The organism is Rhizobium sp. PEPV16, from assembly GCF_008919455.1.
Classification (GTDB): Bacteria; Pseudomonadota; Alphaproteobacteria; order Rhizobiales; family Rhizobiaceae; genus Rhizobium; species Rhizobium leguminosarum_Q.
Window position 1 is genome coordinate 1 of record NZ_VSZV01000263.1, and the last position, 19660, is coordinate 19660.

22 protein-coding genes and 4 pseudogenes are annotated in these 19660 nt (G+C 63.7%); 8 read left to right on the top strand and 18 right to left on the bottom strand.

The window, feature by feature from the left end; genetic code table 11:
• Together FY112_RS10785 and FY112_RS10790 are read left to right on the top strand one after the other, a co-directional pair.
• On the top strand, positions 1-1077 hold a 1077-nt coding region (locus FY112_RS10785; RefSeq protein WP_151518370.1), incomplete at its 5' end, for an extensin family protein.
• Positions 1078-1213: 136 nt separating this feature from the next.
• Entirely contained in the window at positions 1214-1561 is a 348-nt protein-coding gene (locus FY112_RS10790) for a CAP-Gly domain protein (protein WP_131645368.1), read from the top strand.
• Positions 1562-1578: 17 nt separating this feature from the next.
• Here the strand turns inward: FY112_RS10790 and FY112_RS10795 are convergent.
• Positions 1579-1782, bottom strand: a pseudogene (locus FY112_RS10795) (SAM-dependent methyltransferase); the annotation flags it as partial.
• 89 nt (positions 1783-1871) lie between these two features.
• Between FY112_RS10795 and FY112_RS38565 the strand changes: the two are divergent.
• Positions 1872-2151: pseudogene (locus FY112_RS38565) on the top strand (hypothetical protein).
• Positions 2152-2156: 5 nt separating this feature from the next.
• On the opposite strand, the gene FY112_RS10805 reads toward FY112_RS38565, so the two are convergent.
• Positions 2157-2849: a GntR family transcriptional regulator gene (locus FY112_RS10805; RefSeq protein ID WP_151518371.1), complete on the bottom strand. Its 693-nt coding sequence runs from the start codon at positions 2847-2849 to the stop codon at positions 2157-2159.
• A 370-nt stretch (positions 2850-3219) separates the two neighbouring features.
• Here FY112_RS10805 and FY112_RS10810 point away from each other — a divergent pair, with 370 nt between their 5' ends.
• Positions 3220-4002, top strand: a complete 783-nt coding sequence (locus FY112_RS10810) for an alpha/beta hydrolase (protein ID WP_151518372.1) — start codon at positions 3220-3222, stop codon at positions 4000-4002.
• A 129-nt stretch (positions 4003-4131) separates the two neighbouring features.
• On the opposite strand, the gene FY112_RS10815 is transcribed toward FY112_RS10810, so the two are convergent.
• The gene (locus FY112_RS10815) at positions 4132-4614 is read right to left on the bottom strand and encodes an isoprenylcysteine carboxylmethyltransferase family protein (RefSeq protein WP_151518373.1); all 483 of its coding nucleotides are present in this window, start codon (positions 4612-4614) and stop codon (positions 4132-4134) included.
• A gap of 219 nt (positions 4615-4833) precedes the next feature.
• Here FY112_RS10815 and FY112_RS10820 point away from each other — a divergent pair, with 219 nt between their 5' ends.
• Complete coding sequence (locus tag FY112_RS10820; protein ID WP_077978491.1) at positions 4834-5226, top strand: VOC family protein; 393 nt, start codon at positions 4834-4836, stop codon at positions 5224-5226.
• A 91-nt stretch (positions 5227-5317) separates the two neighbouring features.
• On the opposite strand, the gene FY112_RS10825 is transcribed toward FY112_RS10820, so the two are convergent.
• The 3 genes and pseudogenes from FY112_RS10825 to FY112_RS10830 all read right to left on the bottom strand — a co-directional run bounded on the left by FY112_RS10825 (position 5318) and on the right by FY112_RS10830 (position 7551).
• A complete protein-coding gene (locus tag FY112_RS10825) occupies positions 5318-6664 on the bottom strand; it encodes an epoxide hydrolase family protein (protein WP_131619707.1) in 1347 nt (448 codons plus the stop codon).
• Positions 6661-6870, bottom strand: a pseudogene (locus tag FY112_RS38570) (cysteine hydrolase); the annotation flags it as partial. The gene FY112_RS10825 and the pseudogene FY112_RS38570, both read right to left, overlap by 4 nt.
• 9 nt (positions 6871-6879) lie before the next feature.
• A complete protein-coding gene (locus tag FY112_RS10830) occupies positions 6880-7551 on the bottom strand; it encodes a TetR/AcrR family transcriptional regulator (RefSeq protein WP_131619708.1) in 672 nt (223 codons plus the stop codon).
• A 93-nt stretch (positions 7552-7644) separates the two neighbouring features.
• Here FY112_RS10830 and FY112_RS10835 point away from each other — a divergent pair, with 93 nt between their 5' ends.
• The 3 genes from FY112_RS10835 (at position 7645) to FY112_RS10845 (ending at position 10033) form a co-directional block, all read left to right on the top strand.
• Positions 7645-8265, top strand: coding sequence for an NAD(P)H-dependent oxidoreductase (locus FY112_RS10835; protein WP_151518374.1), 621 nt, complete (start codon positions 7645-7647; stop codon positions 8263-8265).
• A gap of 83 nt (positions 8266-8348) precedes the next feature.
• Positions 8349-9308: an acetylxylan esterase gene (locus tag FY112_RS10840; RefSeq protein WP_151518375.1), complete on the top strand. Its 960-nt coding sequence runs from the start codon at positions 8349-8351 to the stop codon at positions 9306-9308.
• Positions 9305-10033 (top strand): alpha/beta hydrolase-fold protein, encoded by a 729-nt coding sequence (locus FY112_RS10845; RefSeq protein ID WP_131629085.1) that lies wholly within the window; start codon positions 9305-9307, stop codon positions 10031-10033. The genes FY112_RS10840 and FY112_RS10845 overlap by 4 nt, the downstream gene beginning before the upstream one ends.
• A gap of 9 nt (positions 10034-10042) precedes the next feature.
• On the opposite strand, the gene FY112_RS10850 is transcribed toward FY112_RS10845, so the two are convergent.
• The 12 genes and pseudogenes from FY112_RS10850 to FY112_RS10905 form a co-directional block, all read right to left on the bottom strand.
• Complete coding sequence (locus FY112_RS10850) at positions 10043-11035, bottom strand: dihydroxyacetone kinase subunit DhaK (RefSeq protein WP_151518376.1); 993 nt, start codon at positions 11033-11035, stop codon at positions 10043-10045.
• 51 nt (positions 11036-11086) lie between these two features.
• Complete coding sequence (locus FY112_RS10855; protein ID WP_003540656.1) at positions 11087-11494, bottom strand: hypothetical protein; 408 nt, start codon at positions 11492-11494, stop codon at positions 11087-11089.
• Position 11495: 1 nt separating this feature from the next.
• Positions 11496-13100: a putative PEP-binding protein gene (locus FY112_RS10860; protein ID WP_151518377.1), complete on the bottom strand. Its 1605-nt coding sequence runs from the start codon at positions 13098-13100 to the stop codon at positions 11496-11498.
• Positions 13084-13440 carry an HPr family phosphocarrier protein gene (locus FY112_RS10865; protein ID WP_151518378.1) on the bottom strand — a complete coding sequence of 119 codons (357 nt, stop codon included), beginning with the start codon at positions 13438-13440 and terminating at the stop codon, positions 13084-13086. Before FY112_RS10865 ends, FY112_RS10860 begins: the two co-directional genes overlap by 17 nt.
• On the bottom strand, positions 13440-13838 hold the full coding sequence (gene dhaM, locus FY112_RS10870) for a dihydroxyacetone kinase phosphoryl donor subunit DhaM (RefSeq protein ID WP_151518379.1): 399 nt from the start codon (positions 13836-13838) through the stop codon (positions 13440-13442). Before dhaM ends, FY112_RS10865 begins: the two co-directional genes overlap by 1 nt.
• Complete coding sequence (dhaL, locus tag FY112_RS10875; RefSeq protein WP_094085696.1) at positions 13835-14455, bottom strand: dihydroxyacetone kinase subunit DhaL; 621 nt, start codon at positions 14453-14455, stop codon at positions 13835-13837. Before dhaL ends, dhaM begins: the two co-directional genes overlap by 4 nt.
• A 46-nt stretch (positions 14456-14501) precedes the next feature.
• A complete protein-coding gene (locus tag FY112_RS10880; protein WP_151518380.1) occupies positions 14502-16145 on the bottom strand; it encodes a dihydroxyacetone kinase subunit DhaK in 1644 nt (547 codons plus the stop codon).
• A gap of 52 nt (positions 16146-16197) precedes the next feature.
• Entirely contained in the window at positions 16198-17205 is a 1008-nt protein-coding gene (locus tag FY112_RS10885; RefSeq protein ID WP_131619717.1) for an ABC transporter ATP-binding protein, read from the bottom strand.
• Positions 17198-18295, bottom strand: coding sequence for an ABC transporter ATP-binding protein (locus FY112_RS10890; RefSeq protein ID WP_131619718.1), 1098 nt, complete (start codon positions 18293-18295; stop codon positions 17198-17200). Before FY112_RS10890 ends, FY112_RS10885 begins: the two co-directional genes overlap by 8 nt.
• A gap of 3 nt (positions 18296-18298) precedes the next feature.
• Complete coding sequence (locus tag FY112_RS10895) at positions 18299-18511, bottom strand: hypothetical protein (RefSeq protein ID WP_094085699.1); 213 nt, start codon at positions 18509-18511, stop codon at positions 18299-18301.
• On the bottom strand, positions 18508-19461 hold the full coding sequence (locus tag FY112_RS10900; RefSeq protein WP_017960896.1) for a carbohydrate ABC transporter permease: 954 nt from the start codon (positions 19459-19461) through the stop codon (positions 18508-18510). The genes FY112_RS10895 and FY112_RS10900 overlap by 4 nt, the downstream gene beginning before the upstream one ends.
• Positions 19458-19660 (bottom strand): annotated as a pseudogene (locus FY112_RS10905) (sugar ABC transporter permease); the annotation flags it as partial. The gene FY112_RS10900 and the pseudogene FY112_RS10905, both read right to left, overlap by 4 nt.

The window sequence follows — 19660 nt, forward strand, 5'->3', positions numbered from 1 at the left end:
CTTGATACGCCAAACCTTGCCGGCACCGGCCAGACGGCGCGGACCGCTCCGGGGGCGCGGGCCGCACCGGCGCAGGGGGGCAGGCTGCCGATGATCGACAGCGACGAGGCGCTGGCGGCAGGCCAACCGAGCGGCAACTGGGGCGGCACGCAGGCGCTTGCGATCCCGTCCGGCGGCGTCAACATGGATGACGATCTCGGGGCGGAGCCGGTCGTTGGGCTGGCGCAGGAACAACAGCAGCAGATTGCCGAGGGCAACGCCACCGAGCCGGTTGTCGACGGCATCGGCACCGATAATCCAACGCAGCTCAACCAGCCGATACCCCAGCCCGCGCCGCAGGCGATGCCGCAGCCGGCGGCCGAGGCACAGATGAGCCGGGCGCCCGCCTGGAACGACGGCAGCCCTGTGGTGGCGCCGACCCGTCTTCCCGAAGAGGACGAGAGCGAAGAGGTCGCGATGCTGCGGCCGAACAATCCGATGATGAGCGAACCGGCGGCGCCCGTCGATCCCAGCGTCATGCCGTCCTCCGAGCTTGCCTGCCGACGCGAGCTGAAACGCATGGGCGTACTCTTCGACAACAAGCCGCCGATCTCGAACGGGCCAGCCTGCCAGGTGCCCTACCCGGTGTCGCTGAAGGGGCTTTCCGGCAATATCGGCGTCCGCCCCGCCGTGACGCTGAACTGCCAGGTGACGCTTGCCTTCGCCAAATGGGTGAAGAACGAACTGGCGCCGTCCGCCCGCTACCGTTACTGGTCCGGCATCAAGACGATCCAGCCGCTCGGCGGCTATTCCTGCCGACGCATGAACAACAGCCGGCAGAAATACAATCCGATGTCGGAACACGCCCGCGGCAACGCCATCGACGTCGGCAAGTTCGTGCTGAAGAACGGCCACGAGATCGACGTGCGCAAGAAGGGCCTGTTCTCGCTGCGCGAAGGGCGGCTTTTGAAGGCGGTGCGCAGCGACAGCTGCCGCTATTTCAACACCGTGCTCGGCCCCGGCAGCAACCCGGAGCACTGGAACCACTTCCACTTCGATCTTCGCTCCCGCAAGAGCGGCAAGGCCTATTGCGATTGATGCATATCGCCTAAGCCATGCGGCGCGGGTTGCGGCTGATGTCGCAGCATCGGGCTCGGCTGCCAAAAAACGGTTCATCCCTGCCGCAGGGCACGCTATAGATCGGCGAGCCGATTGCGTTTCGAGAGTTTGATCCATGAGCTATGATTTCCATGTCGGCCAGAAGGTCGTCTGCATCAACGACACCTTCAAGCATGTCAGCATCGACCAGCTGATCCGCAAAGGCGAGATCTATACGATCCGCTGGGTGGGCGAATATACCCATTATATCGACGGCACCTTCATCGGGGTGAAGCTCGCGGAGATCAACCGCGGCAATGATGACGGGCCGGAAGGTTACGGAGCGGCCGACATGCCCTATCGCGCCACGCGTTTCCGGCCGCTGGTGAAGGACAAGATCTCGTCACTGCGCAAGCTGTTGGCGCCGAGGCCCGATGCACCGGTAGAACCGAAGGAAAAAATCAGGAAGAAAGAGAAGGTCTGAACGCCCCACGACAGCAATCAGGCCGTCTTTCTGCTCAGGAACAGCGCGGTCTCTTTGCGGACCTCAAGCACGCCGCTGCGTTGGCTGAACGCATCGGCAATGGCTTGACGGAACCTGGTGAGTTGAGGTTCGCCGGCGCCATCGCCGGGCGGATAGGAGGTGAGCGCCAGGAAGACATCCTCGGGCTCAGTGATCCGCAGGCTGGCCGGATGCTGCGACATGTAGTTGCAGAAAAAAAGATGACACGTTTGAAGCTAATTTCCGACACTTTCCCGATCGAAGCTCCGCCATCGCGAGCTTTGGAGATGTGATGTCGGGCATTCTTATCGCCACCCTATTGGCAACGGTTTCAGCAAAGATTCCCGCCGTATTTTCACCGAAGTCGTTCCTGCGCCGAAAGCAATGGTGAAGTCGGCGTATTTTGCCAACTCTGTTGGGGTAAACGTCTGTGTGCCAGTTGGAACGACCGCGGAAGCAATCGGCAATACGTTGGGTACATTCCTGGAAGAAAATCCCGGCATCGCGAGGCCACCGGCGACGAGCTGATGACGACGTTGATCGCCGATAAATACCGCTGCCCCGTGCCGTAAGAACGTCAGGCTCCCCCCGGCTTGTTGGTTTCGATGAAGCGGCTGAGCGAGGTGGCGGCGTTCAGCATGTGGGCGCGCATGCGCCGGGATGCCATCTCACCGTCGCCTTCGGCGATCGCCTGCATGATTGCCTCGTGTTCGTCCCGGGATCGGCGGAGCCGTTCGCCCTGACGCAACTGCGTGCGCCGGAAGGCATTCAGGCGGTTGCGCACGGCGATCGCCTGTTCGGCAAGGAAGCTATTGTGGGTGGCGTGATAGATGGCTTCATGGAATTGGCGGTTGAAGCTGTCATAGGCATCGAAATTTCCGGCTTCGACGGTCGGCTCTGAGAGATCGTGCAGTTCGATCAGGTGGCTGCGCTCCAGCGGTGTCATGCGGTAGGTGGCGAGCCTGACACATACGGCCTCGATTTCGGCTACCGTTTCGAACATCTCCATGATGCGCTCCGGCGTCATGCGGGCGACGACGCCGCCGCGCCGGGCGCGAAGCTCGACGAGGCCGCCCGCCGCCAGCTGACGCAAAGCTTCCCGAACCGGCGTGCGGGAGGCGCCGAAACGATCGGCAAGCTGCTGTTCGTCCAATGCTGCGCCGGCCGCCAGCGTGCCGGTGGCGATCTCGTCGGTCAGGGCGTTGCGAATGCGGTCGGAGAGCAACCCGCGATCATCGCCGTCATCCTCGGTTTCAAAACCATTCGCCATTCCGTTATCTCCGATCTGTTTCAACATCGACGGCTCGATCGATCGTGTATGCAAATGCGATTGATGCGCCCGCTCAGCGTATACACTTATGGCATCACGGAGGTGTTACGTATTCAATAATTGACTTTATATCGGATGGGAATAATAAATCCCCAGCAAGCAGGCTTCTGCATACACGAAGCCCCTTCAAATACCGATTTGAATACGGCGGGAGCCGCAACGCGGCGAAGGCCGACGCCTCGCGCCGGGCAAAGCAAACCGTGCCGACATGGCATCACAGACCAACCGATTTTGACTTGGCTTCGGGTCTTCGGTCCCGAGCCGACATGCTTTTGATCCTTCAATTCCTGGACGCACAAGGAACCAGATCATGATGATGAACAGACGGACTTTCTCGGCTGCCCTTGTTGCCGGCGCCGCCGCTTCTCTGCTTGCTACCCGCGGTATGGCCGCGACATCCGCTTCCGTTAAGGCGCGCAACGTCGTGCTGGCGCACGGGCTGTTTGCCGACGGCTCGTGCTGGACCGAGGTGATCGCGCGCCTGCAGGAGGCCGGGCTCAATGCCACAACGGTGCAAAACCCGCTGACGACGCTGCCCGAGGCCGTCGCTGCCGTGAAGCGGGTGCTCGACCGGCAGGATGGCCCGACGGTTCTGGTCGGGCATTCGTTTTCCGGCATGATGGTCACTGAGGCCGGCGTGCATCCGAATGTTTCGGCGCTCGTTTATGTCGCTGCACGCGCCCCGGATGCCGGCGAGGATTATACCGCTCTCGCCAAAACCTTCCCGACGCCGCCGGCTTCCGCCGGCATCGTCTTCGACGGCGATGAGGGACGCCTCAGCGAGGCCGCCTTCCTGCGCGACTTTGCCGGCGACCTGCCGGAAGCCAAGGCAAAGGTGCTCTATGCCGTGCAGGAACCGTTCCAGAAGGCGCTGCTGACCGGCAAGACGACGCAGGCGGCGTGGCGCTCGAAGCCAAGCTGGTATGCCGTTTCCACCGAGGACAGGACGATCAACCCGGATCTCGAACGCTTCATGGCCAAGCGCATGGGGGCGAAGACGATAGAGGTGAAGGCCAGCCACCTGTCGCTGATCTCCCACCCTGACGAGATCGCCCGGCTGATCATCGAGGCGGCGGGGCAGAACACGAACTGATCCCAGCGGCCGGCGAAGCGGCGATGCCGTTTGCCGGCTTGCTTTGGCGATGGCCATGATGCCGCGAGGGTCGTGTCTCGACCCGTTCCGTCATTTCGGGTTTCAGCAGGTCGACGCTTCTTCGTCTCGCTACAGCCACCGCCTGATGCGGGCCTTGTAGGCGAGATAGACGTCACCGAATTTCCGCTCGAGATAGGCCTCCTCGCGGGCGACCACGCCGTAGCGGATGACGAGGTAGAACGGCGCCAACAGGATGATGAGCCACAGGCTGTCGAAAGCGATTGCGAGGCCGATGAGGCCGAGGAACATGCCGATATAGATCGGGTTGCGCGTGAAGCGATAGGGGCCTTCGTCGACGATCGTCGTCGTCGGCCGGCTGAGCTGGACCTGTGTCCCCGCCCGGCGGAAGGTTGCTGCCGCCCAGATCAGCAGCGCCAGGCCGGCGAGGAACACGATGCCGCCAAGCTCGCCGGCAGGCATGGCCGCCGGCAGGAGCGGCAGCGCATAGAGCCAGTCGAGCGCAAGCCCGGCGGCGACCGTCAGCGCCCAGGCGATCGGCGGCCGCACCGCCGCGCCTGAACTGTCGCGCAAATTGCCGTTCGCCTCGTTCATGCCACCCCCTCCGGTCTCCCGGTCTCTGGAATTCCAGCGCATGGGGAGCGTGTTTCGTACCATTTGTCGTGGCCCCTCCACCGGTGGAGTCTACCTCGTTTCGAGAGAGATTTGAAGGCGGAGAGGCGCGGTCGAAGTTCGGAACAAGAGGCGGCCGCGGGTGTTAACCCGGCGAGCCTGCATCGAGTTTGCGGGCCCCTTCGTTTGCGAGAAACCACTATGGCCATCCACTTCAATCATACCATCCTGTCGGCTCACAACAGCAAGGCCTCGGCAGATTTCCTGGCCGATATGTTAGGACTGCCGGCGCCGAGGCGCTGGGGGCCGTTCCACATGGTCACGACCGACAACGACGCCAATCTCGACTATATGGAAACGGAAGGTCAGATCGTCCGCCAACACTACGCCTTCTTGGTCGGTGACGCTGAATTCGAGGCGATATTCAATCGAATTCGCGAGCGGAACCTGAGCTACTGGGCCGACCCCGGTCAGCGGAAGCCTGATGAGACCAATGACCACGACGGTGGGCGCGGGGTCTATTTCGAAGATCCGAACGGCCATCTGCTCGAAATCATCACGCGTCCCTATGGCAGCGGCGGCTGGAATCCGTGAGCTTGGCGCCAAGGGAGGCGATCCCGGTGCCGATCATGGACAATCATACCAGGCGGCAGCATCCCTGATCGGCGAGGGGCCGCCGCTCCTCTCATATCGGTCTGCGCAGCGGCCTGAACGCTGCTCGAAGCTCGGCGGAGAAGAGCTCCGGCTGCTCCCAGGCAGCGAAGTGGCCGCCCTTGTCGACCTTGTGGAAATAGATAAGGTTGCGATAGGCGCGACGGGCCCATGTCTCCGGGGCCTGATAGCTCTCCCCAGGAAAGACGGTGATGGCGACCGGAAGCGCGATCTTGGAGGTCTTCTCCCCGGCAGCAAGGACGGGACTGCGCCCGCCGCCATATTCCCAGTAGATCCGGGCCGAGGAAGCGGCGCTGTTGGTCAACCAGTAAAGCGTGATGTCGTCGAGCACCTCGTCGGGAGACTTTTCGGGATCGCTGCTGTCGTAGGTCCAGTGCGTGAAGCCTGGATGACCGAGCGTCCATGCCGCAAGGCCGGCCGGGGAATCCGATATGGCGTAGCCGATGGTCTGCGGCCTCGTGCCCATCATCGTGGCATAGGACCTGTTCCCCATCTTGGCTGCGGCGCTGAGGGCATCGAACGCCGCGCGTTCCTCGGTGGAGAGTCGCTGCGGCGCCGGCCCGCCCGCGGCGAGCACCGCGGCAACTTCGGGCGGCACGACAGCCGGCAGGTTGATGTGGATGCCGAGCAGACCTTGTGGCGCGAGCCGTGCCATCGCGCCGGAGACCGGCGAGCCCCAGTCGCCGCCCTGGGCGACGTAGCTGCTGTAAGCGAGGCGCTTCATCAGTTCCGCCCAGGCCCGCGCGATGCGGTCCGGCCCCCAGCCGGTGCCGGTAGGCTTGCCGGAGAAGCCATAGCCCGGCATCGACGGAATGACCACGTCGAACGCATCTTCGGCGCGTCCGCCATGAGCGGTCGGATCTGTGAGCGGGCCGATGATCTTGAGGTTTTCGAATACCGATCCCGGCCAGCCATGGGTGATGATAACGGGCAGGGCATTCGGATGTTTCGATTGGACGTGAATGAAGTGGATGTCTATGCCGTCGATCTCGGTGATGAATTGCGGCAGCGCGTTCAGCTTCGCTTCCGCCTTTCGCCAGTCGTAGCCGGTGCCCCAATAATCGACGAGCGGCTTGATCTTTTCGAGCTGTATGCCCTGCGACTGGTCGTCGACCGTCTCGCGTTCGGGCCAGCGTGTTGCCAGCACGCGCCGGCGAAGGTCGAGGAGGTCCGCCTCGGGAGTGTCGACGCGAAACGGGCGGATCGCATCTCCCGTGGCAGCCGATGCCGGATAGGACGGAAACAGGCTGGTCGCGCCCGCGGTGGCGATCCCGATCGCCGCGGTGGTCAGGAACCTGCGCCGGTCGCGGTTCAGGGATTCCGAGCCGGCACTTGTGAGCATTTTGAAGAGCATGGTCATGGCATTGTCTCCTTTGAAGCAGACGCCTTGGGCAAGACTTCGATGAGTTCGGCCGTCGTCAGAATAGCATGGGCGCAGGTCGGGCCGTTCAGCTTGTGCGCAGCATGCATCATTAGGTGCGAGAAGACGGCCGTCGCGTCGCTCGCCAGGGTCGGGAAATAAACGAGTTGCATGGCGAAGCCGGCGGTGGATTCGATACAGGTATTCCCGCCGGATCATCGTGATGCGAGGCCGGCCGTATTGCGCAGGTGATCGGGATGCGTACCGCCGCCCATACTTCTCGCCACCATCGCGACGATGGTTTCGAAGAGTTCGTTCTTTGCCTCGACGGCGGTGATGTCGCCCGACGCGGCGGCATAGGAGAGGGCTTCGGCAGCACCGAGCATGGCCCAGAGGCCGGGCGCGGCGATCGTGCCGGCGCCGGCGAAGGGCGAAAGCGCGATGCGGCATTTCTCGATGAAGACCGCGTCATATTCGCGCTTGATCCTTTCGAGTTCCGGCGAGCCAGCGAGCGCGGCAATGACGCCGGGGATTTCGCGGCCCTGGAGAAGCACGCAGTCGACATAGGAGGCGGCGATGACCGCGGCCCGGTCGGCGAGAGATGGCTGGCTTGCCGCAAGGGCTGCGTCCATCACTGTCGTCTGGCGGGCGTCGAATTCGCGGTAGAGCGCTGCGAGCAGGCCGGGGCGGGTTTCAAAATGATCGTAGACCACGGGTTTCGTCACGCCCGCCTGCTCGGAAAGCCGGCCAAGGGTCAGCGCTTCCGTTCCCTCGTCGCGGGCAATCTGCCAGGCGACGTCGAGAAGCTGGCGATGCCGGTCCTGCCGCGACAGGCGGCGGCGCCGCTGCGGATCGGTCGGCTGATCTGTTGTTTCGGCGCTTGACATCACTATATACCAAAAGTAACTTACTGAAAGTAGCTTACCAAAGGTATACAGCCCGCGACTTCCGTCCGCAATCATTCAGCAGGAGTTTTTGCCATGCACGCGCTCATCGTCGTCGCGCATCCCGATCCCCGGTCGCTCACCCACGGCGTCGCCGCGCATCTTGCCGAGGGTATCACGCTCTCCGACGCCGGCCATTCCGTCGAGATCGCCGATCTCGCGGCCGAGGGCTTCGATCCCCGGTTCACCGCGGCCGATATCGCCCTGCATCTGAGGGAAGGGGCGCTGCCCGCCGACGTTGCCGCCGAGCAGGCAAGGATCGACCGCGCCGATGCGCTGGTGCTTGTCTATCCCGTCTACTGGTGGTCGATGCCGGGGCTGCTCAAGGGATGGATCGACCGGGTGTTCACGAATGGCTGGGCTTACGACGATCGCGCGGATGCCGGGCTGGTGAAGCTGCTTGGCCGCCTGCCGGTGCATCTGGTCGGCCTCGGCGGCGCCGATGCGGGGACCTATACGCGGCACGGCTATTTCGGCGCGATGAAGACGCAGATCGATCACGGGATCTTCGACTATTGCGGCGCCCGCGTCGTGACATCCGAGTTCATGCTCGAAACCGGACCGGACCATGCGAACGCCCATCTGGAGACTGCGCACGCCGTTGGCCGCAGGCTCTTCGTCACATCCGGGCGATACGAGGCGACTGACGCCGCGTAAAGGTGTCCGGTATTCAAGCAGGGTTTATCGGCTGGCGCGGGCGAAGCCTTGCGCCGCCGGCTTTTTCACGAGACAAGCCTTGGATGAGCATTCCCAAGACACATCCCTTCGCCTTCGATCCGACCTACGGCATGAAGCTCGACGAGCTTCTCGCGATCGAGCCGCCGGATGAGCCCGAGGGTTTCGACGATTTCTGGCAGGCGCGTTATCTCAAGGCGCTGACGGTCGATCCGCAGCCGATGCTTTCCCGCAGCCGGATCACTCATCCCGACTGGCATGTGCTCGACCTCGTCTATCTCTCGACCGGCGAGTTCCGAATCGGCGGCTGGCTGCTCCTGCCGCGTGCGGGGCAGGTGCGGCGCGGCCTCGTCGTCGGGCACGGTTATGGCGGACGGGATCGTCCTGATTTCGACCTACCGGTCGAGGAAACGGCGCTCATCTTTCCCTGCTGCCGCGGGCTGTCGCTCAGTGCCCATCCGCCGATCTCCGAGAACCCATCCTGGCACGTGCTGCACGACATCGACAGACCGGAGGCCTATATCATTGGCGGCTGCGTCGAGGATATCTGGCTCGCCGTTTCGACGCTTACGGCACTTTATCCCTGGCTTTCAGGGCATATCGGCTATAGCGGCATCAGCTTCGGCGGCGGCATCGGGGCGATGGCGATCGCCTATGACGAGCGCATCGATCGTGGCCATCTGGCGCTGCCGAGCTTCGGGCATCAACCGCTGCGGCTGATGCTGCCGAGCGTCGGCAGCGCACAATCGGTGCAGGAATATCATAAGAAACACCCGGATGTGCTTGGGACGCTTCGCCTTTACGATGCGGCTAACGCTGCTTCCCGGATCAAGGTGCCGATGCTGACGGCGGTTGCGCTGTTCGATCCTGCGGTGGCACCGCCCTGCCAGTTTGCTGTCGCGAATGCGATACCAAAATTTAATGAAATCTTCATCCTGGATGCGGGGCATTTCGACTATCCTGGCAGCGCTGAGCAAGAGGCGGTTCTCCGCGACAAGGTGGGACAGTTTTTCAGGGTGCCATGAACCGCGAATATCTGCGCTGGTACAGTCAGCGGCTGCATCGAGACATGGAGATGCTGGTGTTCGGCCATGCCGGCGCCAAGGTGTTGGTCTTTCCGACGCGCGACGGGCGCTTCTTCGAATATGAGCAGCTCGGCCTGGTCGGAAGCCTTGCCGACAAGCTGCAAGCCGGACAACTTCAGCTCTATTGCATCGAGGGACTGGCGGCCGAGACCTTCTATGCCTTCCACCACCACCCGGCCGAGCGCATCCGCCGGCATGGCGCCTTCGAGGATTATATCCTGCACGAAGTGCTGCCGCTGATGGCGGCGAAGAACCCGCATGTCTGCACCATCGTGCACGGCTGCAGCCTCGGCGCCTTCCAGGCGGCAAGCCTGTTCTTTCGTCATCCGCATCTCTTCCACAAGCTCGTCGCCTTTTCCGGCCGCTATGATCTGACGATGAAGGTGGAATCCTTCGGCGACCTGTTCGACGGCTATTACGATGACAGCGTCTATTTCCACACGCCGGCGCATTTTCTTCCAGGGCTCGGCAGCGACTGGCGGCTCGACAGGCTGCGTGAGCGCGATATCGTTCTCACCATTGGCGACGCCGACCCTTTCCTTGACAACAACCGCTATCTCAGCCGGCTGCTCGCGGACAAGAATGTCGGCCATCAGCTGCATGTCTGGGATGGACGCGCCCACCGCGCCGGCGCCTGGAGGAAGATGGCAGCGCTTTACATCTGACGGACGTGGTCATGGCCAACGCAAAGCCGCCGTTGCCACCGGCGCCTCCCAGAGGGCGATCTCCTCGTCGGTCAGCAAAGCAAGGGTGACGGACAGCCCCTGCATGTCGAGCGAGGTGACGTAGGTTCCCACAAGCGAGCGCTCGATCGGGATACCTCTCTCCTCGATGAAGCGGCGGGCGCCGCTATAGGCGAGGTAGAGTTCGGCCGGCGGCGTACCGCCGAGGCCGTTGACGAAGAGCAGTGCTTTTGCGTCCGGCGTCACTGCGATGTCGCCGGCGATGGTCTCGCAGAGATGGCCGATGATCGCGTCGGCGGCGGCGAAGGGCTGCCTGGCATGGCCGGGTTCGCCATGGATGCCGACGCCCATTTCCATCTCGCCAGGTCCGAGCGCAAACGTCGTGCGCTCGGTCTGCGGCACCGTCACGCCGTTCAGCGCGACACCCATCGAGCGGATGCGGGTGTTCAATCCCTTGCCGAGCTGCTTCAATTCGGCAAGCGACATGCCGCGTTCGGCCGCAGCACCCAGGAGTTTTTCGACGATCAGCGTTCCGGCAACACCGCGCCGGCCATTGCCTTCGCCGGTCCTTGATGTCTCGATATCGTCGCTGACGACGACCATGTCGATGTTGTGGCGGTCGCCGGCCATCTCGATCGCCATTTCGAAATTCATCAGATCGCCGTCATAGTTCTTGACCACGAGCAGGCAGCCGGCGCCGGTATCGGTCTCTTCAATCGCAGCGATGATCTGGCTCGGCGTCGGCGAGGTGAAGATATGGCCGACGCAGGCGGCATCCAGCATGCCATGACCGACGAAGCCGATATGCATCGGCTCATGGCCGGCGCCGCCGCCTGATATAAGCGCCACCTTGCCAGGGGTGAGATGGCGGCGGCGGATGCATTTGCGCTCGGGCCCGAACACGACCAAGGCTTCATGGGCGCGCACGAAGCCTTCGACGCTTTCCGCGACCATGGTGTCCGCAGTGTTCAAGAACTTCTTCATCAAGCCCTTCCCAAGGCCAAAAGCATTACGTTACGTCAACCAGCTCACTTGTCATTCCGCACCCGATATCGCGACGATCTTCTGCACCAGATCGGAGATCGCCTCTTCCAGAAGGCGGTTTTTCCTGTCGTCGCCGAAGTCGGGCACCATCAGCGACAGGTGCCGCAATTTCTCGGAATGGCCGAGATCCGGCAGCTTGCCGGGATGGGCCGCCTGATAGGCTTCGAGAAAGCGCTCCTGTTCGGCGGCGCTGAAATGGCAGACGCGGACGATCGTCGCGAGATGGCGCGCCGGCAGCGGCGTTGCATAGGTCGGGCTGGTGATCTGGGTGACGAAGCTGCGATGTTTTCCAAGCGCCGTCGCGAGGCGCTGGCGTGTGCCCGATGGCCTGTTGTCGATGATCTGCGCCAGAATGGACTTGTAGGCGATAATGGCGTCTTCGGTGTCTTCGCGCGCCATTCTACTCTCCGGCTGCCCTGGTGCCATCGGCGTTGAGGCCGATGATCGCCGATCTTATCGCGGGACGCCGGGCCGGCGCCACGGAAAAATGCCGGAGGCCGGCGGCGAGCAAGCCCGGCAAATAGCTGGGATCGCCGGCCATGTCGCCGCAGATGCTGACCGGCTTGCCGGCGGTCAGCTTCACCGCCTGGGCAATCAGCCGGAGCACGGCGGGTGCCGCCTTGCCGGCATCGGCGTCGATATCGTCGCGGGCGGAGGCGGCAAGATATTGGGTGAGGTCGTTGGTTCCGAACGAGAAGAACGCCGCCGCCCCGAAGGTGTCGAGCATCAAGGCGGCGGCCGGCACCTCGACCATCATGCCGATCGGCGGCATCCGGTGAAGCAGGGCGCGGCGGCCGAGCTTTTCGGCTTCCTCGCGGAACAACTCGCGCATCCTGTCGATCTCGTCGGGAAAGGTCACCATCGGCAGCATCACCGACAGCCTGCCGAAGACGGCGGCGCGCAGCATGGCGCGGGCCTGGACGCGGGCGATTTCTGGCCGGGCAAGCAGCAGCCGGATGCCGCGCAGGCCGGAGGCGAGAGCCGGCAGGTCTTCCAGGCCGGCGAGCGGCTTGTCGCCGCCGATATCGAGCATGCGGATCGTTACCGGCCTGTCGCCCGCCTGCTCCAGCACGCGGCGATAGATCGCCAGCTGCCGTTCCTCATTGGCGGCATCGGCGACCGAGGTGATTGAAAATTCCGAGCGCATCAGGCCGACGCCTGCCGTTGCCGGATCGAGCGCGTCGATCTCGGCGGGATCGTTGATGTTGATCGAGAGCAGGATCGGGACACCATCCGCCGTGCGTAGCTCGCCGCTTGCTGTTTGCGTGTCGGCGGTAGGAGTTCGTGCAGGCACCGGCGAGGGGATCAGCATGCCGCCGGCCTTCAGGACGACCGCACCGGCGTCGCCATCAACGCGAACGGGATCTCCATCTGCTGCCGAAAAGCGACCCGTGCCGACCACCATCGGCACCGATTGCGCCCGGGCAAGCAGGGCGACATGGCCGGCGGTGCTGCCTGCAAACAGCGCGATGCCACCGCCTTTCGACCAGTCATGGGCGAGAAAGCGGCTCGGCTCCATATCCTTGCCAACGAAGACCGAGCCAGGCGGGAAATCGGCGATCGGGGTGCCGGCGAGCGCCCCGAGCACGCGGTTCTTGATGTCGAGAATATCGACGGCGCGCGCTCGCATCTGCTCTTCGTCGGCCGCTTCGAGTTCACCGATATAGGCGTCGAGGGTGGCGGCCCAGGCAAAGACGACGTTCCCGTCGGCTTCCATGCGCGCGCCCGTCGCTTCCGCGATCGTCGGATCGCGCAGCACCTCGATCTGGAAATCGATGATATCCCGGCTTTCGGCATCGGCTCCATCGGCAAGGTGCTCGAGTTCACCGATCGAGATGTCGATCGCCTTCTCCAGCGCGCCGTATCCACCCACGGCTCGGGACGCAGGGGCAGCGTCCGGCCGCTCGGCAGCGGAAGGAGCCTTCGGCTCCTCCGCGAGAAAGGCGGGGCCGGATGCGATGCCCGGGGATGCGCTCTTGGCTTTCAGTCTAAGCGGTTCGGCCATGTTTCTTTTCCTCATCGAAGTTGCGCTCGATGAGTTCCTTCAGCGCGCGGATCGCCTCTTCGGCGAGGATGCCGTCGGCGCGAATCCGGAGGATCGATCCTTTTCGGATTTTCGCGCCCATGATCTTGATGATGCTCTTGCCGTTCAGCCAGACGTCGCTGCCGTTGACGGCGATCTCGATCGAACAGGGGAAGGACTTGGCAAGCCGCGTGAAGGTAACGGAGGGGCGGGCATGCAGCCCGACGCCGTGCTTGACTTCGACCTCCGTCTGGCAATTCACCTTAAATGGCTCGGGCAATTGCTCGGGCTCCTGTTTCTCTCGACGCAATCCGTTCGTCATCAGGGGGACAATTCCTCGGCTGTGGCGACGACTTTAGCCAGCGAGGCGCCCCCCGACGCCTCGGCAGCGGCGATGACTGCGCCTTCGACCAAAGGCGCGTTGCAGATGGAGACGAGGGCCGAGCGGGGAAGCCCCAGCATTTCGATCGCCATCTCGCTGTTGGTTTCTGCGCCGCCGAGATCGACGAAGACGGCGACGCCGGCATCGGACCAGGCCGCCTCGATCGCCTTCAGGATACCCGCGGGATCGGTGCCGAGCTCGCCATGGACGTTGCCGCCCGACCAAGCGAGCGGCACGCAGTCGCCCACCATCTGCCTGACCATGTCGGCGATGCCCCGGGCCACCAGCGGCGAGTGGGAGACGATCACGATACCCACATTTGCGGTCTTCCCATTCATTGTGGACGATGCTCCCCGAGATAGCGGCAGATCGCCGTGGTCAGCAACGCGCAGCTGGATGCGCCAGGATCGACGTGGCCGATCGAGCGGTCGCCGAGATAGGCGGCGCGCCCGCGCATCGCCTTCATGTCAGCGGTGCGGTTGGCAGAACGCTCGGCCCTGCGGGCGATTGCGCCGAGCGGAGAGCGGCTGGCGAGTGCTGCATGCACGGGATAGAGCACGTCAAGCAGGGTTTTGTCGCCGGCATGCGCCCGACCGCGTCTCGCGACGGCATCGATCGCCTGTTTCAGCACCTGCGAAAAATCGGGCTTTTCGTTGCTCTTGCGAAGCTCGCGGCCGATCTCCATCAGCAGCGTGCCGTAGAGCGGCCCGGCCGCACCGCCGACATTCATCACCAGCGTCAGGCCGATCTTTTCCATGGCGTCGGGGAAGGGCAGGCTGGACAGGCTCTCGCCTTCGGCGCTCACCGCCTCGCAGCCGCGCCGCATATTGGTTCCGTGATCGCCATCGCCGATGGCGCGATCGAGCGCACAGAGGTGATCGCTGTTTTCCGCGATCGTCGCGCGGCACACCTCGATCAATCCTGCCACAAGCACCGGTTCCGCCTGCACTGCCATCCTCCCTGTCGCCGCGCCTCCCGCGGGCTTTTGAATTTCACGCCAGTCAGGCGAGGCTTGCCACCACGCCGAACGCGCCGGCAACCGCGACGGCGCCGGGATCGGCAACGCCCGCCAGATCCCTTTCGCCGACATAGGAGGCGCGTCCGGCTCTCGCCTTCGTCATCGTCTTCGTCGACTCGGCACCCGCTGCCGCTGCCTTTGCCGCAGCGACGACATCGCCGGATGCGAGCGCCTGCAGGGCAGGCGACAGCGCATCGACCATCGTCCGATCGCCGACTGCGGCTCCACCATAGAACGTCATCCTGTCGAGCCCGGCAAGAAGGGCTGCTGATATATCGGCTTTGTCAGCCATCGCCTTTGCTGCGGCGGTGAAGAAGATCGACAGCAGCACGCCGCTCGATCCGCCCATGCTGGTGCCGAGGATATCGCCGAGCGAGGCAAGCGTTGCCGCCGGCCGGTCGAGCGGCAGCGTGTCGAGGCGGGCCAGCACGCTGCGGGCGCCTGAGGCCACCGTCGAGCCGGTATCACCATCGCCGACGCGGCCGTCCAGGCGGTTGAGTTCGCTTTCCTGCGAGATCAGATGCTCACAGAGCGCTGTGATCAGGCGCCGGTTATGGTCATTCTCCCCGGCCGTGCCATTGGCGCCGTTCAAGCCGGCTGATGTTCTCGGTGCGGCGATGACCTCGATCTCGTGGCGTTCGACGGCCGGCATCCAGGCATGTGGCTCGACCGCTGCCGTCAGCGCTGCCTCACGCACGGCGTCCAGCCGGATCAGCGACAGCGAGAAGCCGTTCATGTTGAGCGCCGTCATCATCGGCGCCGGGCCGATGATCAGCCGGACGCGGCGGCCAAGCGGCGAGGATAGCACGACGTTGGCGATGACGGTCATTTCGAGCGGCGGCACGGCGCCGAGATTGTTGATGAGGAGGCAGTGGCTTGCCCCTTCGCGCAGCGCAGGCGATAGGCGCGCCACCATGGTGGAGACGATATCGGCGACCGGCTGCAGCGCGATGCGCTCGACGCCGGGCTCGCCATGGATGCCGAGGCCGAGTTCGCCTTCGTTCTCGCCGAGACGGTCCTCATGGGCTTGGCCGGGCACACTGCAGGTGGAAAGCGACATGCCGAGCGAGACGATATCGCCGGCCGCAGCCGCGGCATGGGCTGCGACCGTCTTCAGGTCCTCGCCCCTTTCGGCGTGATAGCCAGCGATCTTGTGGACGAACAGCGTGCCGGCGACGCCGCGCGGCTGGTTGATGCCGGGGATGGCGATATCGTCGGCGACGATGACCATTTCGACGTCGAAGCCCTCGGCGCGCGCCTTCTCGGCGGCGAGGCCGAAATTCAGCCGGTCGCCGGTATAGTTCTTGACGATCAGCAGGGCGCCCTTTTCGCCGGCGACGGCGCGGATCGCCGTCAGCACGGCATCGACGGTCGGCGAGGCGAAAATCTCGCCGGATACGGCAGCCGTCAGCATGCCCTTACCGACGAAGCCGGCATGGGAGGGCTCATGACCGGCGCCGCCGCCGGAGATGATCGCCACCTTCGACTTGTCCCAGTCCGCGCGCAGGATCACCTTGATGTCGGGAAAGCTGTCGAGGCGGGCAAGACGACCCTTGCTGCTCGTCAGAAGCAGACCGTCCAAGGCTTCGGTGACGATGTTTTCCCTGCGGTTGAAGAAGTGTTTCATCGATTGAGACCCGTCTGTTTGTTTTTCATGCCATCATCACGCTGTTTGCCGGTCAGGACAGGCGCTGTCCAGCCGCATCGAAATAAAGCGGATCGCGCAGCGTCAGGCTGATCCGGTCGCCCGGCGCGATCGCCAGATATGGATCCGCAAGTGTGACGAGCTTGTGATTGCCAGCCTTGATGTGCAGATGGTTCTGGTCGCCGAGATGCTCGATCCAGTCGATCTCGGCATTGGCTTCCTTGCCGACAATGATGTCGAGATGTTCGGTGCGCGCGCCAACGGTTTTCGTGCCAGCCGGCGGCTGACCGCCGGGAAGCAGGTCGGCCGGCAACAGGTTGATATGCGGCTGGCCGAGGCGGGCGGCGACATGCAGGTTGGCGGGATTGCCGTAGATCTCGCGCGGCGTTCCCACTTGCATCAGCCGTCCCTCGGCAACGATGCCGATGCGGTCGGCCATGGTCATGGCTTCCACCTGGTCGTGAGTGACATAGAGCAGCGTCGAGCCCAGTTCCTTCTGGATGCGCTTCAGCTCCAGGCGCAGTTCGGCGCGCAACTTGGCATCGAGCGAGGAGAGCGGTTCATCCATCAAATAGATCGCCGGCCGGCGCACCAGCGCCCGGCCGATCGCGACACGCTGCATCTCGCCGCCGGAAAGCCTGGTCGAGCGGTTCTCCAGCTTATGGTCGATCCGGACCATGCGCGCGACTTCGCGCACGCGCCGGTCGATCTCCTCGGGGCTCAGCTTGCGGACCGGCGCCTTCAGCGGGAAGGCGAGGTTCTCGTAAACCGTCATATGAGGATAGAGCGAATATTGCTGGAAGACGAAGGCGACGTCGCGTTCGGCCGGCGCTTCGGCCGCGACATTGCGGCCGCCGATCTCGATGCCGCCGCTATCGGGCTTTTCGAGGCCGGCGATCAGCCGCAGCGTCGTCGTCTTGCCGGCGCCGGTCGGCCCGAGCAGCACGACGAACTCGCCGTCGCGGATCGAAAGGTCGAGGTCGGCCAAAGCCTGGGTGTCGCCGAAGCGCTTGGCGAGGTTCCTGAGGACGACATCAGCCATGCCGGGTCTCCTGATAGAGCGAGGATGGCACCGCGCGGCCCGATGTGCAGTCGAAGAGTGCGAGTTTCGCCGGGTTGAATTCGAGGCCGACCCTTTCGCCGATCTGGAAGCTGCGATTGGCGGGAACGCGGGCCTTGATCAGGCCTCCCTGGGTTTCCACAGCCACGACCTGGTTGGTGCCAAGATATTCGCTGCCATAGACGGCGCCGCGAAGCGCCGAGGCGTCGCTGAAGCGGATATGCTCCGGCCGCACGCCGAGCGCCAGTTCGCTCTCGGGCATGTCCTGGTGGATCTCGGGAACGGCAACATCGACGCCGTCGAGCAGGATGGAACGGTCGCCGCTTTTGAGACCCGAGGTGAAGCGCATGAAGTTCATCGGCGGCGAGCCGATGAAATCGGCCACATACATGGTCGCAGGCTTGGCATAGATCTCCTGCGGCGTGCCGAACTGCTCGATGACGCCATGGTTCATGACGGCGATCTTGTCGGCCATCGCCATCGCCTCGTGCTGGTCATGGGTGACGTAGACGGTGGTCGCGTGGATACGGTTGTGCAGTTCGCGCAGCTCGTGGACCATGATCTCTCGGAATTCGGCGTCGAGCGTGCCGAGCGGCTCGTCCATCAGAAAGCATTTCGGGCGCCGGACAATGGCGCGGCCGAGCGCCACGCGCTGCCGGTCGCCGCCGGCAAGGCCGGAGACCGAGCGGTTAAGGATATGGTCGATCTGCAGCAGACGCGCGGTCTCCTCGACACGCTGACGGATTTCAGCCTTGGGCATGCCCTGCGACAGCAGCGGGAAGCCGATATTCCTACGCACGTTCATATGCGGGTAGAGCGCGAAGAGCTGAAAGACGAAGGCGATGTCGCGGGCGCTGGCGCGGTTGAAAGTGACGTCTTCGCCGTCGAGATAGATCTTGCCGCTGCTCGGCAGCTCGAGGCCGGCGATCATGCGCAGCGTCGTCGTCTTGCCGCAGCCGGAGGGGCCCAGAAGCGCCAGGAACTCGCCGTCATGGACGGTGAAGCTCGAATCCTGAACGGCGACGAAGCTGCCGAATTCCTTGCGGAGATTTTCAATCCGGATGTCCGCCATGGTTCACTCCGGGAATTTCGAGACGATGATGAACATGACGGTGCCCATGAGCAGGGTGACCAGCGAATAGGTGTAGAGCACCAGCAGGAAGGGCTGGAACAGCATCAGGAAGCCGAGCCCGATCAGCACGGTGGCGATGGTCTCCATCGGGCCGCGGCGCAGGAAGAACGGCCGTTTCGGACGATGAGGGGCTGATGTTTCGATCAGATGGCTCATTTGCGGACGGCTCCGAAGGTGATGCCGCGCAGCAGCTGCTTGCGCAGGAGAATGGTGAAGACGAGGATCGGGATCAGGAAGATCGTCGTGCCGGCGGCGACGGCCGGCCAATCCTGTCCGCCTTCACCGATGATCGTCGGGATGAAGGGCGGCGCGGTCTGGGCCTCGCCCGAGGTCAGAAGCGCGGCGAAGGCATATTCGTTCCAGGCAAAGATCAGGCAGAAGATCGCGGTCGCGGCAATGCCGGTCGTTGCCTGCGGCAGCACGACCTTGCGGAAGGCCTGCAGTCTCGTATAGCCGTCGATCATCGCCGCTTCCTCGTATTCGCGCGGGATTTCGTCGATGAAGCCCTTGAGCAGCCAGACGGCGAGCGAGACGTTGACGGCGGTGTAGAGCAGGATCATCCCCAAGGCCGTGTCCGACAGCCCGAGCTCGCGATACATCAGGTAGATCGGGATGGCGACGGCGATCGGCGGCATCATGCGCGTCGACAGGATGAAGAACATCAGGTCGTCGGCGAGCGGTATCTTGAAGCGGGAAAAACCATAGGCGGCGAGCGTGCCGAGGAAGACCGCGAGGAAGGTGGAGCCGAAGGCGATCACCAGCGAATTGACGAAGCGCGGCAGGAAATTCGACGGGCCGGCGATCACCATGTTGCGCTTGCGCGTCACCTCATCGCAGGTGCCGACCGGCGCCGGCAGCGAGGCGATATAATCAGGCGTCTGCCGCGTGCGTGTTGTGAACAGATTGCAATAGCCCTCGAGCGACGGCGTGAAGACGATCTTCGGGGGGTAGCTGATCGAATCCGGCGGCGACTTGATGCTGGTCAGGAAGATCCAGACGAGCGGGATGAGGGTGATTAGCGCATAGAGAACGACGATGGTGCCGGCGATGCGTTTGCTGGACAAGCTCGGTTCGACGACCGAATGGGCGGAGTTGGCGGCGCTCATCGTTGTTTCACCTTGTTCAATGCCTTGACGTAGATGTTGGCGAGGCCGAACACCGCGACGAACAGGATGATGGCGAAGGCTGAGGCCCGGCCGGTCGCCCAGCTTTCGAAGGCAGCGCGTTTCAGCGTGATCGAAGCGACCTCGGTGACCGAGCCCGGCCCGCCGCCGGTGAGCAGCGTCACCATGTCGAACATCTTGA

Bases quoted from the DNA above. Each gene is read 5' to 3' on its own strand.
- FY112_RS10790 (WP_131645368.1), top strand. From the start codon at position 1,214: ATGAGCTATGATTTCCATGTCGGCCAGAAGGTCGTCTGCATCAACGAC.
- FY112_RS10805 (WP_151518371.1), bottom strand. From the start codon at position 2,849: ATGGCGAATGGTTTTGAAACCGAGGATGACGGCGATGATCGCGGGTTG.
- FY112_RS10810 (WP_151518372.1), top strand. From the start codon at position 3,220: ATGATGATGAACAGACGGACTTTCTCGGCTGCCCTTGTTGCCGGCGCC.
- FY112_RS10815 (WP_151518373.1), bottom strand. From the start codon at position 4,614: ATGAACGAGGCGAACGGCAATTTGCGCGACAGTTCAGGCGCGGCGGTG.
- FY112_RS10820 (WP_077978491.1), top strand. From the start codon at position 4,834: ATGGCCATCCACTTCAATCATACCATCCTGTCGGCTCACAACAGCAAG.
- FY112_RS10825 (WP_131619707.1), bottom strand. From the start codon at position 6,664: ATGACCATGCTCTTCAAAATGCTCACAAGTGCCGGCTCGGAATCCCTG.
- FY112_RS10830 (WP_131619708.1), bottom strand. From the start codon at position 7,551: ATGTCAAGCGCCGAAACAACAGATCAGCCGACCGATCCGCAGCGGCGC.
- FY112_RS10835 (WP_151518374.1), top strand. From the start codon at position 7,645: ATGCACGCGCTCATCGTCGTCGCGCATCCCGATCCCCGGTCGCTCACC.
- FY112_RS10840 (WP_151518375.1), top strand. From the start codon at position 8,349: ATGAGCATTCCCAAGACACATCCCTTCGCCTTCGATCCGACCTACGGC.
- FY112_RS10845 (WP_131629085.1), top strand. From the start codon at position 9,305: ATGAACCGCGAATATCTGCGCTGGTACAGTCAGCGGCTGCATCGAGAC.
- FY112_RS10850 (WP_151518376.1), bottom strand. From the start codon at position 11,035: ATGAAGAAGTTCTTGAACACTGCGGACACCATGGTCGCGGAAAGCGTC.
- FY112_RS10855 (WP_003540656.1), bottom strand. From the start codon at position 11,494: ATGGCGCGCGAAGACACCGAAGACGCCATTATCGCCTACAAGTCCATT.
- FY112_RS10860 (WP_151518377.1), bottom strand. From the start codon at position 13,100: ATGGCCGAACCGCTTAGACTGAAAGCCAAGAGCGCATCCCCGGGCATC.
- FY112_RS10865 (WP_151518378.1), bottom strand. From the start codon at position 13,440: ATGACGAACGGATTGCGTCGAGAGAAACAGGAGCCCGAGCAATTGCCC.
- dhaM (WP_151518379.1), bottom strand. From the start codon at position 13,838: ATGAATGGGAAGACCGCAAATGTGGGTATCGTGATCGTCTCCCACTCG.
- dhaL (WP_094085696.1), bottom strand. From the start codon at position 14,455: ATGGCAGTGCAGGCGGAACCGGTGCTTGTGGCAGGATTGATCGAGGTG.
- FY112_RS10880 (WP_151518380.1), bottom strand. From the start codon at position 16,145: ATGAAACACTTCTTCAACCGCAGGGAAAACATCGTCACCGAAGCCTTG.
- FY112_RS10885 (WP_131619717.1), bottom strand. From the start codon at position 17,205: ATGGCTGATGTCGTCCTCAGGAACCTCGCCAAGCGCTTCGGCGACACC.
- FY112_RS10890 (WP_131619718.1), bottom strand. From the start codon at position 18,295: ATGGCGGACATCCGGATTGAAAATCTCCGCAAGGAATTCGGCAGCTTC.
- FY112_RS10895 (WP_094085699.1), bottom strand. From the start codon at position 18,511: ATGAGCCATCTGATCGAAACATCAGCCCCTCATCGTCCGAAACGGCCG.
- FY112_RS10900 (WP_017960896.1), bottom strand. From the start codon at position 19,461: ATGAGCGCCGCCAACTCCGCCCATTCGGTCGTCGAACCGAGCTTGTCC.